7 protein-coding genes are annotated in these 17006 nt (G+C 59.6%); 3 read left to right on the top strand and 4 right to left on the bottom strand.

Translation table 11 applies throughout. The annotated features are described in order from the left end of the window. Nucleotides 1-73: 73 nt before the first annotated feature. The gene (locus tag AC0IX4_RS21500; protein WP_471831009.1) at nucleotides 74-1714 is read left to right on the top strand and encodes a nuclease-related domain-containing DEAD/DEAH box helicase; all 1641 of its coding nucleotides are present in this window, start codon (nucleotides 74-76) and stop codon (nucleotides 1712-1714) included. Between the two features lie 46 nt (nucleotides 1715-1760). Here the strand turns inward: AC0IX4_RS21500 and drmB are convergent, their stop codons facing one another. Genes drmB through AC0IX4_RS21480 form a run of 4 tightly spaced genes read right to left on the bottom strand, consistent with a single transcriptional unit; the run spans nucleotide 1761 to nucleotide 13069 of the window. Beyond that, nucleotides 1761-3512, bottom strand: coding sequence for a DrmB family protein (gene drmB / locus AC0IX4_RS21495; protein WP_471831008.1), 1752 nt, complete (start codon nucleotides 3510-3512; stop codon nucleotides 1761-1763). Nucleotide 3513: 1 nt separating this feature from the next. After that, nucleotides 3514-6648, bottom strand: a complete 3135-nt coding sequence (locus AC0IX4_RS21490; RefSeq protein ID WP_471831006.1) for a helicase-related protein — start codon at nucleotides 6646-6648, stop codon at nucleotides 3514-3516. Continuing rightward, the gene (locus tag AC0IX4_RS21485) at nucleotides 6649-8382 is read right to left on the bottom strand and encodes a UvrD-helicase domain-containing protein (protein WP_471831004.1); all 1734 of its coding nucleotides are present in this window, start codon (nucleotides 8380-8382) and stop codon (nucleotides 6649-6651) included. Further along, nucleotides 8372-13069 carry a DEAD/DEAH box helicase gene (locus tag AC0IX4_RS21480; protein WP_471831002.1) on the bottom strand — a complete coding sequence of 1566 codons (4698 nt, stop codon included), beginning with the start codon at nucleotides 13067-13069 and terminating at the stop codon, nucleotides 8372-8374. Before AC0IX4_RS21480 ends, AC0IX4_RS21485 begins: the two co-directional genes overlap by 11 nt. Nucleotides 13070-14185: 1116 nt before the next feature. On the opposite strand from AC0IX4_RS21480, the gene AC0IX4_RS21475 reads away from it, so the two are divergent. Further along, entirely contained in the window at nucleotides 14186-15265 is a 1080-nt protein-coding gene (locus AC0IX4_RS21475; protein WP_471831000.1) for a DNA cytosine methyltransferase, read from the top strand. 975 nt (nucleotides 15266-16240) lie between these two features. After that, complete coding sequence (locus tag AC0IX4_RS21470) at nucleotides 16241-16687, top strand: hypothetical protein (protein ID WP_471830998.1); 447 nt, start codon at nucleotides 16241-16243, stop codon at nucleotides 16685-16687. Nucleotides 16688-17006: the final 319 nt, after the last annotated feature.

The following is a 17006-nucleotide window of genomic DNA, read 5'->3' as shown; positions in this document are numbered from 1 at the left end:
GCTACGTCGCCGGTCAGGCACAGCAATCGAAAATTTGGAAGCGCACGCGCGTGGCGACTGGCACGCTGGTCCCATGGTGGTGAAAGCAACGGAAGACCCGCCCTTGGTGAACGGCGCGGAAAGGGCCGTGTGGGACGCGCTGTCGGCACAGCTCGGCGAGTTTGACTTCGTCGCAGCCAATCAACGAATCTCCAATCACGACAAAGACCATGAGATCGACTTTGTCGTGGCTATTGATGGCCTGGGTGTTGCATGCCTCGAGGTCAAGGGTGGCCAAGTGTGGCACGACGGGTCCACGTGGGTGCAGTCTCGCGGCGGTCGCGATCACCAGATCGATCCGGTCCGGCAAGTGCTCAATGCGACTTATGCGTTGCGTGAGTACGTCGAGTCAGACGCTAGGTGGACGCAGGGGCGCGTGCCGTGGGTGCACTTGCTAGTTCTCCCCAATACCGAGCTGACGGCCGACTTCTCTCTCCCCGAATGCCCTCGGTGGAAAGTCGTAGACCGAGCTCAGTTGCATCAGCTGGTGGCTGCCGTCCGCACGGTGCTGGAGAATAAATCACACCGCGAGGTGGGCTCCGAGGCCGGCGAACAGCTTCGCATGGTCTTGAACGGCCGCGGCCTTCCGCAGAAAGATCTCTTGTCGCGGGCACTCGCCAATGAGGATGCGGCAGATGCTCTCACCACGCAGCAGACTGTGATTTTGAATGCCATCCAGCTACTTCCGCGGGTTGAAATTCGCGGCGGCGCTGGAAGCGGAAAGACTTTCTTGGCGCTGGAGCAGGCACGAAGGCTGACGAAGGCAAACAAGCGAGTCGCACTGCTCTGCTATTCACATGGGCTTGCGTCGTATCTGCGTAGGGTGACCGAGACTTGGCACTGGAAGGAGCGCCCGGCCTACGTGGGGGAGTTCCACACATTGGGGCGAGAGTGGGGTGCCGCGGCAGGACCGGCCGAGTCGGTGCGAACAGCGGAGAGCGTTCGGTTCTGGGAAGAGGTGCTCCCGGCCCAGATGGCTGACCTTGCGGGCGCCTTGGATTGGGGCAAACGCTTCGACGCGGTGGTTGTCGACGAGGCGCAGGACTTCGCGGATCCATGGTGGCGTCCGGTGGTTGAATCACTTCGCGATGAAGACGGCGGGATCTACCTGTTCAGCGACGAAGCGCAGCGCGTGTTCGATCGCCATGGGACACCGCCGCTCGACCTCGTTCCAATAGTGCTCGACCAGAACCTTCGCAACACCCGCCAGATCGCGACATGCTTCAGTCCGCTTGCAAACCAGCGGATGCGTCTACTCGGAGGCGACGGTCCCGAGGTGACGATGGTCAGGTGCTCGCCTGATGAAGCGCTCGATCGCGCCGACGACGAGATCGAGGCACTGATCAACACCGGATGGCGACCGGAAGATCTTGCGCTTCTGTCTACGGGGACCCGCCATCCCGAGCAGGTGTCTCGTCAGCTCGAGGGTCAACGGGCTTACTGGGACAGCTTCTGGGACAAGGAGCAGGTGTTTTACGGGCACGTTCTCGGATTCAAAGGACTGGAGCGGCGGGCGGTGGTGTTGGCGGTCAACGAGTCGGGCAGTCGTGACCGGTCGAGAGAGCGTCTCTATGTCGGATTGTCACGGGCGCGAGACCAACTCGTGGTGTGTGGAGATCCCGAGTACATACGTCATGTCGGCGGCCATGAGTGTGCAACGCGCCTCGGTGTGTGACGGGGTTGTCCCGTCCGAGCCTGAAAGACGCCTCGAGCGTCGCGGGTCAACGAGCTGGACTAATTGCCAGAAAGCCATCATGAGGGTCGGCTTCGCGGCCCACCAGGCAAGCGCGGTCGAGCAACTTGTTCTGATGCTCGCATGACACTTCAGGTACTAGGAGGCAGGAGTGGCACGCCGCCAGGTTGGCGGCGCCGGCGCCGGTCGACATCGACTCGAGACATACAGGATCTGCGGAGCACCACTGGGCTCGCTCTGTGGCTGACTCGAAAAGGCGAAGTACATTGTCGATGGTTCCGTGCGAACACAAGCCGCCGAGGCTTCCAGCGGCGTCCGCGGTGGCCGTGTAGAGGAGCACCCCGGCTTGACCCTTGTCTGCGTAAACCCGTTCTCGGATCGATGAGGCAGGGTAACCGGTGTCCAGGGCGAGTTCATTGAGAAGGGCGTGTGACAGAGAGTGGAGAAGTAAGAAGCGCGGAGAAACTGGAGACACCAAGCCGACGCGTTCGGGTGCGGCGGCCTGCATCGCTTGCGTGAGCGTTTCTGCTCGATCACGCGCGAACTGAGTCTGCTGCCAGTGCGTTATCGCAGTTTCGCCGAGTCTGATGAAGACGCCCTCACCCAACACCTCGACTGCCGGCAGCCAATTGGTTCTCTTTCTCGCCAGCGAGCCGGGTGATGTAGCGACACTTTCGTTGACTGTGCTGACGCGAGCGAAGCCTCGCAGTGCGCGAACTTCCCGAAGGCGCGTCACCCGCGAGACGAGTTCGATGCGACTGTCGGCTGTGTCATCCACTCCCATGAAGGACGGTTCGCACACGAAGGTTTCGGTTCCATCCACTTCGGGGTGAGATCTCCCCAGAGCTTCGTACTCGTCCGCGCGGAGTTGCTTCGCAGCGTCCTCGTACGACTGCGGTGCATCGTGGTACTTCCGGTACGCATCGATCAGTTCTTGTTCGTCCACGTGGTATTGGCGAGCTCGTACGCCCAACATCACCACAACGTCGACTTCACTGATCTCCGAAAGCTCCGGCGCAATGCGCTCGAGAACGCGTTCGATGTCGGTCTGGGTTCGGTCGACGGTCAGCGCAGATCGCACGTCCGCGAACCACACGTTGGACGCGCCTCTTTGCAAGCCCACCAGCTGCTCATCGCAGTCCACCCTGTCACCATCGAGCCAGGGCGACGCTCCTCCACAACGCATACGCAAAGAGTTGCTTCCGAGCGCTCCTTCCAGCGTTCGGAATTGCCCGCAGCTGCAGCGGATAGTGATCCCGGCCAGTGTCGAATCGGTTGCGTCAGTATCGATTCGCAGCGAATGATCCGAGTCGGCGATGTCGGCTTTTCCACGATGAACCCAATACCTGTACGGGAAGTCTTGAATGTGGCAGTTCGTGCAGCATGCGACGAACCTCGACGGGACCAGTCTTGCGGTAATGCAGTGACGGCACTTGTTGATGTAACGGGTTTCCATCTTGTCTGCCAGCCGCCAAAACTTATCGAGTCTGGCACAACTTGGGCAGTACACCCATTCTGGGAATCGCGCAATCGGGACCATGCCCGCGCCTTCGCCACCCGGAGGTGAATACAACCGCGTCACGCCAAGGAGTCCGCACAGTCGGGGTTCTTCGATTTCGTCCGCTGCAGTGGGTTTCCAGTAATCGAGTCCCGCGACGATGAAACTTTCAGACTCGACCGGCAATATCGAGCCAACGCCATAAGTGCTGATCAGTTGGCTACGGCGAACAGTGGCCTTGACCGGCGGCTTTTTACTCTTGAGGCTTCTACTGATTACCATGTCACTGAGCTTCTCTCGCCAGGTACTTTTCGAACATTTGGGTCTCCGCGTCCACATCGCGCATGCTGGAGAGGGTAGGCCATGCGGGTTCCCGAACTGGGTAACTGGCAGGCTGCGAATTGCCACTTGTCGACGCTAGCAGTGGCTTCCGCGCAGTTTGTCGCGATGCTCTCGGATGCGTGAGTTTGCCGTATTCGTCGATGAGCTCTCGCTCGGCTGCTTCTTCCCAAATTTTGATGTAGGTGAGCAACTGGTCTCTATAGGCTTCGTATTCGTCAGGTGCGACACGTTCGGCCCGCGCGACGAGTGCGTCCACGATCTTGCGTGTCTCAGCGGGATACTTGGCTATCGCGACTGCCGAGTTGTCGTCGCGGAGACCGGGTATCAACAAGCGTATCGCTGCCACGAGCGTGCCATGGGCGCCCCGATCGCGGGCTCGTGAGGCAAAAGGCGTCGCTGTGGTGGCCTCCACCTCACGGTAGAGAGCTCTGTGGAACGGGATGAATGATTCGTAATGAGACGAGTCACGCGAACGTTGCGCATTGAGTGCGACGATGACCAATCCTGGGTGCCTCCGGCCGACCCGGCTTGTCGACTGAATGTATTCCGACGAACTCTGCGGCTGCCCGGCGACGACCATCAGGCCCAAGCGATCGATGTCGAGGCCAACCGAGATCATGTTGGTTGCGAGAACAACGTCGGGGCTATCCGGCGACGGGTATGACGTTTCCAACTTTCCCATCGCGGTCGGAATCTTGGTTTGATCAACACGGGAAGTCAGTTCAACGGGCTCCTGAGAGATGACTCGGGCCTCGGATCGATGTCGCGCGGCCACGATGCGAAGACGGTCAGGCACATCGTCCAACACCTGAAGATACGTCGAACCAAGAACCCGCAGGCTATTGAAGTAGCCGAGTAGCGTCCAGTAGTCGTCTCGTACTGCATCGGGCGCTTCCAGTTCGCTTACTGACTGGAGCAAAACCGAGTACAGACGCACCAGTAGAGTCGCTTGGCTCGTACCGGGAGCCATCACTCCGACGTAGCGGCGCGACCCTTTCTGCTCCGGAGTCGCATCGACAGCGAAGTAGTTGTCCGATGGATTCAACCCAGGTGGCGGAAACTGAACGGAATTTCTGTCGAAAACCCTCTTCACTTGTTGCTGCGCGCGCCTGATCGTGGCTGTCGAGGCTAATACTTTGGGACGGCCGGCATCCGTACAGGCCAGATCCAGCGCCGATTCGTAAAGTCCGACCATCGTTCCGAGAGGGCCCGAAATCAAGTGAAGCTCGTCCTGGACGATCAAATCGGGCCGAGAATCCGGACCGTCGACCGAGAGAAGTGATCCGACGCGAGACCTCCACGTCATGAGAGCGAACTTGTCGACGGTCCCGATGACGAGAGACGGTCGCACTCGGTAGACATCGTCATCGGTAACGAAGCACGGTAGGCCATCGCTGAATTCGCATGAGTAATTCGGGCATCGAATAACGAGCTCACTCTTGTTCACGATGTGATAATTCAAATGACCGAGTTCAGCGGAGCACCATGGACAGCGAAGAAGTTGAACCGGCGTCGACCCTTCGGGCTGCTCGCCCGATGCGTACTTGTCGAGGATGGCTTTTGCGTCCTCGACCTTGTTCGGTGACGCCTTGTCGCCGACCCACAGGCCGAGTGTGATCTCTTTCGACTTCGGCAGATCTCGGCGTCTGATCAACTCGAGCGCACAGATGAGACCTGCTGCACGTTCGAATTGCTGTCTCGTCAGGAGTCTCAGGGTGTACCGCATGATTGCCGAAACACCGCCGTCGTCCGCGCGGCGCAATCTCCGCAGCAGCACTGTCAGTGCGATGCATCCGAGGTATGCCTCTGTCTTGCCGCCACCAGTCGGGAACCACAACAAATCCACCACGTCGCGGTCATCGTGAGTCGGATCAACGATTCCTGGAATGTTCATGAGAATGAATGCAAGCTGAAATGGTCGCCATTTTTGAGTGGAAGGCGCCTCTCCACGTGCTTTGTCCTGTGCGTCTCGCTGTGCAACCATTGCCTCGTTCATCAGACGAAATGCTCGATTGACCAACGGGTCTTCGAGCGCCTCGATGCCCGCCCTCATCCGGCGAGCGCACACTGCCGCCATGTCGATGTGCTCGAGGGCAGCCTCGCGCGCAGGCCCTGCCAACAGCCCACTGTCAGCCTCCCGCGCCTCGATCCATCTTTCGTACGCTGACGCCATGCCGGACAGGTGTGTTCTGTCGTCACTCGACGCAAGGTCGTTCATCACCAGTTGATAGGACCCGAACGGGTCATCATCGTCACCACCCGATGGTCGCGCGAGTCGTACATCGTGTGAAGGCAGGAATGTCGTACGAAGGTGAGTCACATCAGTGGCAGTCTCATCCCACGACACTGCGCACCCGTGACCGATGGCCAACGCTGGTTCGTCTCGGTACAGAAACTCTGACGAACGTACATCGGGGTCGCTGCTGGCTACATCCCGTGGTCGTCGTCGGTCGACAAACTTCCCGTTCGCGGTCGCCACCGTGATCGACGGACGGAACCAGCATGCTGCGTCGTCGTGGCCCTCGCCTGCGCTCTGAACGTTGGTATTGACCAGGGAAAGTGTAATGCGGACGACTCCGTCGACAGGGTCTCGTACGACGCCTCTGAGCAACAGGTTCTCTGCGACGACCGCGCTCAGCTGGTGCGGTCCGAGTGGGTCGAGTTCGACCGGGTGGTCCGTCGCGACGCGGATCGGCAGCCACGAACCGTCGCCTTGTTCTTCATACCGGTGCGCCATGACGTCAACGATGACTGACGTGGTTTTCGTCGAGTCCACGCTGAAAGTCAGGCCCATTGCGGACGGTTTGTGGGCATGCGACCGTGCAACAGCAGACTCGGTCGCACTACTGTCGAGAGAGGCCGAGCGCGCGTCCTCCGCAGGCTCGTCGGCCTCGAGCTTCTCGTGATACTCGGTGGCGATGGCCTGATGGGGCTTCTGTGGGTGCAGGATCCCGACGATGATTCTGTTGAGAGGAAACTCGGACAACGGGCCGTCGGCCGGACCCAACAGCTCGTCTTCCAGGCTGTCGAAGATGTCGTCTCGAGCTCGGTACCACGGTGCAAGATCCTCGGCCATCTACTCAGGTCCCTTTCGTAGTACTTCGGCCATACCGAATGGTCGTGCCTGCAACCAAAACTTTGTGTTCTCGATCGTCGACCACCTGGATTCGACACCTTCCAGCGTGACGCTACCCAGCTGCGGCCATCCACCGGCGCCACGACCTCGCAAGAGCTGCGAGAAAGCCCTGCCGAACTCGGGTGTCGTCGCACCGATAACCTCGCCGCTCACAAGGCAACGGTAGTTCGGCCAACCTGACCCGGACGACAGAAGCTCAAAGTCCACTCTCGACCCGGGCGCAGCCGAGCGTAGACATGCCTGGCCTCCGGCGTCGCCGATCATGTCATCGAGTCGCAGGCTTTCTGGCGTGATGAGCACTTCTGTCGGGAAGTTCAGGCGCGGATGGGGCCGATACATCAGGTTGCTTCTTGGCGCGGTTCTGTAGAACGGCGCTTCCCAATCCATTATTACGACCTTGTCGCGTCCGCGGGACAAAGCTACGAAGAGCAGCTCACTCTCGGGCTCGCGTTTGCCGGCGGGCCTGAGCAGCGTAGGAACGTCTGCGACCGCGACATTGTCCCACTCCAGACCTTTTGCCTGATGGATTGTCGATATGACCGGTACATCCACATCGGGAGTAAACCAGGGCTGGGCCGAGTCGAGGCTGGTCGAACAGATTCTCGCAAATGAGTTCCAGCTGACGGTTTCTCCTGCGTGCGTCGCGTGCAGAAGCAACCGAAACCAGCCCGACTCCACGTCGTCACGGAACGATGCGAACTCATCGAATGCTGCCATCGTTACGGGTCGGCCAGACACCGCTTCCCATAAATCCGCCACCCAGGGGGCGACGGTCGCTTGTCGGGCATCCCGATGGCGGGCGTGGCAATGAAAACCGGCCTTCGCAAGCTCGTCATGAAGCGCGACAACACCCGCGTTTGTGCGGACGAGAACAGCGGTGGTACCTACCCAGTCGGCAGCCTGTTGTCCGAACTGTGCAGCGTTAAAGAGTGAAAGGTCCGTGACTAATTCGTCGAGTAGGTCAATGCGCTCGGTTGCACCGACGTGGCGCATCGCTCGAGCCGCCGTGGACACTTTCCGTGGACCACGTCGCCGTGCACGGTACTCTCCGTCCAGCGTCAAGAACGAGGTGACGTCACGGTCTCGCAGGCCTGTCAACAGACTGTCCCACGCAGACTGACCATTCTCAGCAGAAGAATCCAGAAACTCGTATATTGACTGAAGCGGATCGCCGAAGACGGTCAATCCGGAATCCGCAGGCAGCCGATCAATCAATGCGAGCAGAAACTTCCGCCTGACATTGGTCATGTCCTGAGCCTCATCGACTATCAAGTGGACGACGTCGTCCAACTCCCCGCCGTAGTCACCACATACCTTGTTGATTGCCAGCTCGATAATTGCGTCGAAGTCGATGCGTGCCGCGAACTGATCATTCCTCGTTCCAGTCAGCTCCCAAGCCAGGGAGTCCAAAGTCATCGCAACAACCGCATCGGTGTCCTTGTCGAGGCCGCTACCGAAAGCATTGATGGACGCGTTGATCGAGGCGCGAGAGAACGATACGAAGAGCACCTGTGAAACGTCGTCGGAATCGGTTCTTGTGCGCGATGTAATTTCCTCGACAAGCGCTACAGCGGTAGCTGTCTTACCTGCGCCCGGTCCCGCCGTGACGATACGGCGGTCCGAATAGTTCGCGTGGACGATTGCGCGCTGTGACTCGTCGAGATTAATGTGCACCTACCTCGGGCTCCTCAATCTCAAGAATCTCTGTGAGGCTGTCGTACACGATACTGTCTCCGAACTCGACGATATTGTCGAGCACGTTGACGATGAGGACCTCCTCGCTTCCGCCGTTTCTCGGTCCACGAAGCCCCCTACCGATCATCTGCTGGTATCGAACTTCACTGCTTGTCGGCCTGGTGATGTAAACCGCGCGAGTCAACGGCGCGTCGAATCCTTGCGACAGCACGGCATAGTTCGTGAGCACCCGCAGTTCGCCGTCTTTGAATCGCTGAACGGCACTTCGTCGGTCGTCTGGGCTGGTGTCGGTGTCGATCGAAGCGGCCGGTCGGCCCTGCAACGTCAGCAAAGTCGCCAGCGTCTGCGCATTCTCGACGGACGCGGCAAACACCACGATCGGCCAATCATCAGGCTTGCTCAGAATTGAATCCAGGATCGTTCGGGTGCGATCTTCGCGTTGGCCGAGGCGCTTTTCCGCGTTCTTGGGCATCCAGTACTTCTTGCGGAATTCCTCCAATTCTTGATCAGACAGCTCTATCGACACACCGTGCAGAATTTCGAGTCGCGCACGCGCCAGCACGCGGTCACGTTGCAGACGTACCTGAGGGATGTCGTCGCCGAATACACCTTCGTCGAGGAGGTTGTCGTCGAAACGTCTGAGAAGACGAAGCGTTTCCTCGCTCCCTTTACGTCCTCGGAACGGAGTCGCCGTCAGGCCCAAGAGTGGTTTATCCCTCTGATGAGTGCCTCTACCTGTCCACTCGAGGATTTGGGTATAGGACTTGTGAAGTGCCCCGTGAGCTTCGTCTATGACGACCAAGGGACTGTCGGCGAGCCACGCGAAATCGGGTTCACCCACCGCCCGCTTCAGTATTTTCTGCCACGTGGCGACGACTACTTGAACTCCACCGCTTTCTTCTTCTGTTTCGTAGTTCGACCAGAACCGACTGAGCACAAGTTGGGTGTCCTGTTGGCCCTCCGCGCGCCACAAGTACGACCACGCATCGATGGCCTGCTCGCAGAGCTCCTCACCGTCGGCGAGCCACAAGATGGGGCCCGAGAATCCAGTGGTCGATTCCCCCATTGCCCCACCACGGATTGCATAGATGATTGTCTGTACTGCGACACGCGTCTTGCCGGCGCCGGTAGGCAGGGACACGATTCCTCGGTTCGGACCGTCACCGATCAGCATGCCCAACAGACGGTTTGAAACAGCTTCCTGGTAATCGTGGAGCTTGTTCAGCTTTGTGGGGCCCTCGATGTACTCAGTCGGTTTGTTGCGACGTCCGGTTTTCTGCCCAGCCCACTCGTCTCCGAAACCCAGATCTCGAACCCACTTCCGTGTTTGGAAGGACCCGTGCCACGTGGATGGCGGGGTGACGGGAAGACCGCCCGCCTCTACCTTGCAGACACGTTCCAGTGCGCGTGTTCCCAGCATGGTGATGCAGAGCCTCGTTAGTTCCGACCCGCTGATCGAGGTGCCTGCGGTCGAGCTGAGGTAATCGAGGGCATCTTTAGGGATCAGCGCCTTCAGCCTGTCTTCACCTGCAAACAGTAGGAGCCGCTCGCCGTCGTCGGCTGCCCCTCGAATCTGACGCATGAGTTTGGTGTCGCGTTTGCGCTGGCGGGTGTCAAGGTGTGCGTCGACCTGTTCACGTGAGTCGTCGAGTTCGAGGCAAGCAAGAACTTGCTGCAGGATGTCTCTTTCGTTCTCTCCTGTGACAAGAACAATATTGCCTTCTCGGCCGTACTGGCACCCGACTCGGACTTCCGGACGGCCGGGTACGGCGGCAACCTTGCTGATCGAGAGGCATTTCTGGATCGATAAGTCATCGGGGTCGTAATCTAGATCCAACTCATCGAAGATGTCGAACATGTCGAGTAGTGGCGCTGGTTCTGCGCTGGTCTCGTAGGAGTAGGTGAGTGGTAGCTCGCGACCTTCGAGGCAACCCCAGAACTCTCGAAGGTTGTAGCAGTCTTCGGCGGTGTCCAGAAGAACGCAGGGAATTCCGAATTCTTCGAGGTCGCGCTGAGCCTCGGTGTTCGGCGCCACTGCTACCTGGCCGGTTTCGACAGGGGCCCAAGTACCGCGCTGACGGACCCAGATGGTGGCTGGTGCGTGATCAGTATGAGTGTGGCACCACCAACCGTAGATTCTTCCGACGCTTACGACGTCGTCACGGTCTTTGTGCGCGTCGATAAGCCACTGAAAGTCTTCTGAACTGAGTGTGGCGATGTCGGTGCGAAGACGGAGCAACCTGACGACTTCGTCGCTCAGCTCTGGGACTCCCGCTGTCGGCAGGAGACCTTGAAACTCGCCCGCTTCACTTGAAGGGGTGAATGCCTTCGAAACATGGACTAATCCGAGACTCGTCGGAAGCATGCCCTGGTTCTTGATCCACCACAGTTCCGGTGCAATATACCGGGCGGCTTTATTCACTGAAGGATGGGTAACGCGAACATACGAATCGCGTAATTCCTTCAAGATCGACACTGTGAGAGCGGCGCGATTGGTCGGACTGAGTTGAGGAAGGCACTGCAATGGCCGTAGAACAGTGTCGATGTTGTCAACGTGTATGTTCTCGCGAGCCTGAATGCCGAGCTTCATTTGATCGCCGACGTGTTCTTTGAGCTCGGTCAGGTAGCGGCCCAACCACTTTTCGCGAGCTCTCGTCCCGTCTCTCGTCGGTCGTGACCGTACCCCGAGAAGTGCAAGGATCTCTGCGTCTGCTGCGTGGTAAGCATTATCGGCGAGGTAACTTGAATCTTCTTTGATTTGCTTCAGATAGTCGCCGGCCAGAAACATGTCGGAAGGCAGAACCCAGTCCGAATTTCCGTTCTTGACGCGTACGATCTTGTCTGCATGCCCGTGCAGGATTCGATTGAAGGAATCCAGCACGGACGCTTCGCCCGATCCCCTCATCGCGATCCACAGCGCGTCCCAGTCCACGACACCATCGCGAGCTAGCGTGGACATCAACTGACTCATCTCGCCGCCGTCTTCGAACGAGGTGATGCCGAGGTGTTCCAGTGCTGCGAGAGTCGACGGGGAACGAGTAACGTCGCCATCGATGAACACGGCGCCACCTTGGTCCGAGTCGGTCCTGATGAAGCACCGCCCGCGGACAGGTTGTTGCAGTTTTCCGTTCTCCAGTAGGACGATCTGTGAGTCGCGTACGTCCTTCGGTGCGTTTCCCCCCAGCGCTTCAATCTCCGCTGCGAGCTCGATCGCTGCGGCCGACTGCTTGGCGGTCGGGTCTGCCACTACAGCTTCGATCCAACTAACGATCCGTCCAACCCGGTGTGGGTTGTCCTGCATCAGTCGGTCTACCTTCGCTATTCTTTCTCTATTTGCGGTGCACTCGGGGTGAACCCAGTCGCCTCGAGCGCCAGTAATGCTCAACCAATGATCGGTGAAGTTTCCTACAATCTCGCTGGGTGCGCGCCTTACGGAATTCGGGGACCTCAGCTGGCCGTCCAAGTCGGGAAGGCAGCGGGCGTCTCGTAGTGCCTCGTAGACGGGCTCATTGAGTACGCCGTCAGACCAGCTCCGTATCTCCCGACCACGGGCCGGCAGGACATCTATGTATCTTCCGTACGAGCCGTCCGCAACCAGCTCTCGTCGAGCGTCTACAACAAGTTTCGGTAAAACGTCCGCAAGTATTTCCCTGTTGAACTCACATTCGATGACGTTGATTCGATCATCCGACAGCTTCCACGGGGCGTTCACGCGGCCGCTGAGAGACAAATCCGACTTGACTGGGAAGAATGCGGACAGCTGTCCGAGCCCGAGCTTGCCGGTGGTGGGTACTGCCCAGCTGACTGTGACAGCGTCTCGACGTGCTGCGTATCCTGCAGAAGCCAAGGCTGCGTCGGAAGGTCTGTGCTCTCGCGAGATTACGAGCCAGTCGCGCGCACCGTCCTCGGTGGTGAGCGTGAGTCGGTTTCCCTTCTTCGTCGCAGAGAACGATCGTTCCTGACCCGCAACAACGTCGCGCAGATCTAGCTGACGAACATGAGGAGCGAACAGGCTGAAGGATTCGTCGAATTCTGCAATCTCCTCCGAAAGGTGTTCCGCAGCACCTGGCTTGAGGGGCACCTTGACTACGGTCATAGCCCAATTGGTCATCTCCGCGAGCAATGGATCGGAGCGAATCTCCAGCGTAGGTTCTATCACCCACGAAAGCCGCAGAGCTGGCACGTCGGCGTCATCGAAGTCTTGGCCCAGCTCGTGCGAAAGCTCAGTTGCAGTCCGATGCCGACTGAACTCGAAAGACACGGTCTGACTGAAAATCTGAGGGCCGTCCGATATACCGCTGATGGACTTGAATCCGAGGCCGAAGCGCCCGATTTCATCCCCGGTCTTGTTCGATAAATGGGTGTACAGGAGTGCGCGTACACCTGTGCCTTCGAACGGTTCGCCTTGATTCGCCACGTACAGAGCATCATCGGTGAGGGTCACCTGGACACGACCCCGAGTTCCACGCAGAGCGTCGGCCGCGTTCTGTACCAGTTCTTGGATCTGTTTACGCCCGTATCCGCCCTCGGCGATTCCCCGCTCTTTGCCGGCGTCTTCTTGGACCCGGTTGACATCCTGTCGGTACACCTGGACGCACTTCGCGTGATAGTCGTTGACGAGGCCGATGAGCTCCTGAGTTGGAGTGGACCAGCCTTGTGCACGCATCGAGCCTCCGTTTACCAGGGCGCGGGGAGCGCCTTTGCTTGCCTATCTCGAAATTCCTACCAGACGTTACCGACACTGGACTGACGGCAACGCGTACGATCCGACTCGAGTTCGGTGGGTCTGTTGCGTGAAACAGCGCTTCGCGCAACCATACCCATGCCGCGTTGCAGTCGGTTGCTGACGATGTGACGTTTTCAGCCAACCATAGTTTCGCGTCGCGAGCGGTCATTATGGGCGGGTTCTTGCGGACACGGCTTGCACGACGTCTAGGAGTCCGGTGGCGACCATGGCGGCGACTGCGACGACCACTTCGGGTCGCAGCCAGCAGCGACGTCGGTCGAGCGACTGCCCGTGAGAGGTCCGCAATCTCGAACATGACGCCAGGGTTCGCTGTCGAGTTGGAATGGCGCGCCAGGCGTGCGGCTGGCGATCTGGTTGGAGACCTTGCTCATCTCGCTGGGCAATGCGCATCACCTTGATGACAGGGTAGAGGTCTGGAATCTGGTTGACGTGGTGCGAGGTAGCGTCACGTCAACGGTGTCAGCGCACCGCATGCCCGAATAGGCGCGCGAGCTCGTCGCCGACCAGCGCGGCGATGGGCTCGTGTGACGAGGACCGCACCCCGGCCGACAGAGTCTCTTCGATCTTGACGAGCTGCTGGCGGGCATTGTGGACGCTCTGGCGGGCTGGTTCGGATCCATCGGCATGCCGAAGGGGCCGGCAGCGCCTCGATCGTGGTACCGGATTGCGCCGCGGTCGATCAACCGGCCACGCGTTGTGGGGCTGTTTGGAGGGTGCATGGCGAAACCGACCTACGAAAGCCGGCGACCACGCTGCAGATCGATCTCCTGTAGTCACCAGCTCGAGCGGGCGTCTGAGGTGGTCGTTGACCCACTGGGATCGTTCACGCCCATCAACTCTGTGTGCCTGAAACGCTGGGAGTGGCCATCCGAGCTGGCCCTATACCTGCGGCCGGGTGGCCGAGCGGCTTGTTTGCGCGTGACCGGCCTTGGGTCCCCCGTGGGGGACCACCGCCCGAGGTCTCGCTCGCACGCCGTCGAGCAATGTGTCATGACGTCGGTCGTAGGGCCGCGGACCGAGATAGTATTCGGCACCATGGCCACCCCCATGCCCGACCTCGCCTCTCGCCACGAGGTGGTCGATCTGTTCGCCGGCCCCGGAGGACTTGATGTGGGGGCTCACTGGCTAGGCATGAAGACCAATGGCATCGAACTCGACCGCCACGCCTGCGCTACCAGGGCTTCAGCGCGGTTGCCTACCGTGCGGGGCGACGTCCGAGACTTCGGGCCAGATGACTTTGCTGATGCGAATATTCTCGCTGGGGGCCCGCCCTGTCAGACATACACCCTGGCGGGCAACGGCGCAGGTAGGCAAGCGTTGAACAAAGTTCTTGCTCTCGTGGATGAGATGGCAGGTGGGGCGGATGTGACCAAGAGCCTGACGATGTTCGAGGACGAGCGAACCGGGTTGGTGCTCGAGCCCCTCCGATGGGCGCTACAGGCTGTTCGGCTGGGAAGGCCGTATGAAGCAGTCGTGATGGAGCAGGTTCCGGCAGTGCTGCCGATCTGGCAAGCCATCCAGACTGCGTTGGAGCGGCACGGGTACGGGGCGGACTGCGGGATCCTGAGGACCGAGCAGTTCGGCGTGCCGCAGACTCGCCGTCGCGCCATACTCATCGCCCGCTGGCAGGGGCAAGTAAGGCTTCCAGCTCCCACGCATCAGCACTTTCGTAAGGGAGTGCCGCGCCAAGCTGAGATGGGTCTGGAACCCTGGGTTTCTATGAGCGAGGCACTCGGCCGAGAACACTCATTTACCGTTGTTTCCAACTATGGAAGCGGTGGCGACCCGAAGAATCGGGGTAGACGGGAGTGGGATGAACCGTCGGCAACCGTGACAGGCAAGGTCACCCGTAATCGGATCGAGTTGGCAGACGGGACGACAACTAACTTGACCCTGCAGGAAGCCGGCCGCCTGCAGACATTCCCCTCCGACTACCCGTGGTCGGGAAACGACGTCAGCCAGCAAATCGGCAATGCGATCCCGCCACGACTTGCGGCTCACGTGCTTGCAGCCGCAACGGGTATGACGCTGGACCCAACATTTCTCGACAGAGCAGTGACTTCGAAATGGTCGAAGTCACGTGGCGGCGTTCCTGTGTTGTCCGGTGCTATATGAAATGGCGACCTGGTCGTGAACTCCGATAACGCATAAGCGAATTAGCATGCCTCGGCACGATCGCACGGGATGAGTGCGATCGACGCTGACGCCGCTCGACGTCTTCACCAGTGGTCCTGGTCGGAAAACTCGCGAAGTTCGCTACATGACGCTCGATTGCGCTGACTGCGAGCAGGGACCGAGCTCTCACCAGCTGTGAGCCAGTGTATCCGTCAACTTGGCCCACCGCCGAAGGTCGCTGCTTAGGGTAGTTGTAACGCCGTTGAATTCCACACCGACTGATTCGAGAGGGCGTACATGAGAAGCCTGTCGCGTGAGCAGTTGAAGGAGGTGCTGAGCGAATCCAGAGTGGCGGTCGCGCATGCACGCGACGCGCTCCGCGCCCATGAGGCTTGCGGAAGCAGCGACGAGGCCGTCGATCAAGCAAGGACTGATCTGAAGGCGCGAGAACTTGCGCGAACCCATGCTCAGCTTGCGTTGAATGCGAGTAAGGCGGACTCCGAACGGCAAAGAGTTGCCGAGGAACGTAGGCGTGCCCACGCGCTGGAATGGGCGGAGGAGCTCAAAGCCGAGCGTGAGGCGGCAGAGGTCCGAAAACTAGTCAAACTGCAAGAACAGCGAGACTACAATGACGAGACACGCTCAAGCGTCCGGGCCTTGCCTAGTGGGCTCCCTGGATCGAGACGTCGCTAGGCAAACACGCTACGGTTGCGTTCACAGTTTGGTGTAGGCGACGCGCACACCAGCCCGTGTCAATCCGAGCGGATCGGGTCGGTATGTGAATGGCCGATGAGTACCCAAGCCGGGGCGCAGGCGTTGAACCGCTGAGGATGTCCACGAGAGCCAATGGGCCGGAGTCGCTCTGGTTGACCGGGCCCCGGGTTTTGCGCCCTTTTCCACAGGCTGCGATGGCCTCGACGCTGAAGATTCGGCATATCGTCGTGGTTTGTCGGGGAACCTGAAAGAATCAAGATCATGAGCGAATCCTTCATCTACGGCGAAGTCGACGGGAACCTAGTGTTTGCGAGGCGCGATCTCGCAGAGCGATTGAGTGCCCTGCGGTCGGAGTTCGTGAACTGGGGCAAGGCGCGAGCGACACTGGACAAGACTACTCTCGATGAGATTGACGCAGTGTTCTCGCAATCTGAGATCGACCAGCCCGAAGATGTCGAACCCTTCGATTTAGATGCCATCCCGGGGCATGTCGATGGAGACTGGCCACAGTGGCCCGCCCAGGTCATGCTCGCAGAAATCCCAATAGAAGTGATCAAGGAATACGGCCGGGTCGAGAGCAGTGTCCTGAACGGCGAATTCCTGATTCTGCGACCCGAATCGGAGACGGAGATCGTGCAGGAGTTGCGGGCGCATGGTTGGGAATGCGATCGCGATGACTCCATGATCTCGCGTGCGTCTGGGTTCTAGTTCGCGGCAGAGTTCACTTTCGGGTTGCTGCGGAGACGCGCGGTAATACAGGCTTCTGCTATCGACAACAGCGAAGGCATTGCCCGTATGTTCATTTCGGGGTCTCACTGCGATACGGCGGTGACAGATCGATTCGCATGCCGGCCAGCTTGACGGGGTCCGCTTCGAGTCCCCGCTTCCTGAGCAGCGCAAGCATGTCTTCCTGTCGCGGCTGGCCGAAGGTGAGTCGGTACAGAGCTAGATGTTCTTCGCGGGGAGGTTGTGGACGGTGAGTCGCTCGATGGGTGACTTGCCGTCGATGCCTGTGTGGGGTCGGTGG

This window comes from Rhodococcus sp. AC861 (genome assembly GCF_979256035.1).
This window is presented reverse-complemented; position numbering and strand designations above follow the sequence as displayed.

Coding starts and splice junctions, on each gene's coding strand:
- AC0IX4_RS21500 (WP_471831009.1), top strand. CDS start 74: ATGGTGGTGAAAGCAACGGAAGACCCGCCCTTGGTGAACGGCGCGGAA.
- drmB (WP_471831008.1), bottom strand. CDS start 3,512: ATGGTAATCAGTAGAAGCCTCAAGAGTAAAAAGCCGCCGGTCAAGGCC.
- AC0IX4_RS21490 (WP_471831006.1), bottom strand. CDS start 6,648: ATGGCCGAGGATCTTGCACCGTGGTACCGAGCTCGAGACGACATCTTC.
- AC0IX4_RS21480 (WP_471831002.1), bottom strand. CDS start 13,069: ATGCGTGCACAAGGCTGGTCCACTCCAACTCAGGAGCTCATCGGCCTC.
- AC0IX4_RS21475 (WP_471831000.1), top strand. CDS start 14,186: ATGGCCACCCCCATGCCCGACCTCGCCTCTCGCCACGAGGTGGTCGAT.
- AC0IX4_RS21470 (WP_471830998.1), top strand. CDS start 16,241: ATGAGCGAATCCTTCATCTACGGCGAAGTCGACGGGAACCTAGTGTTT.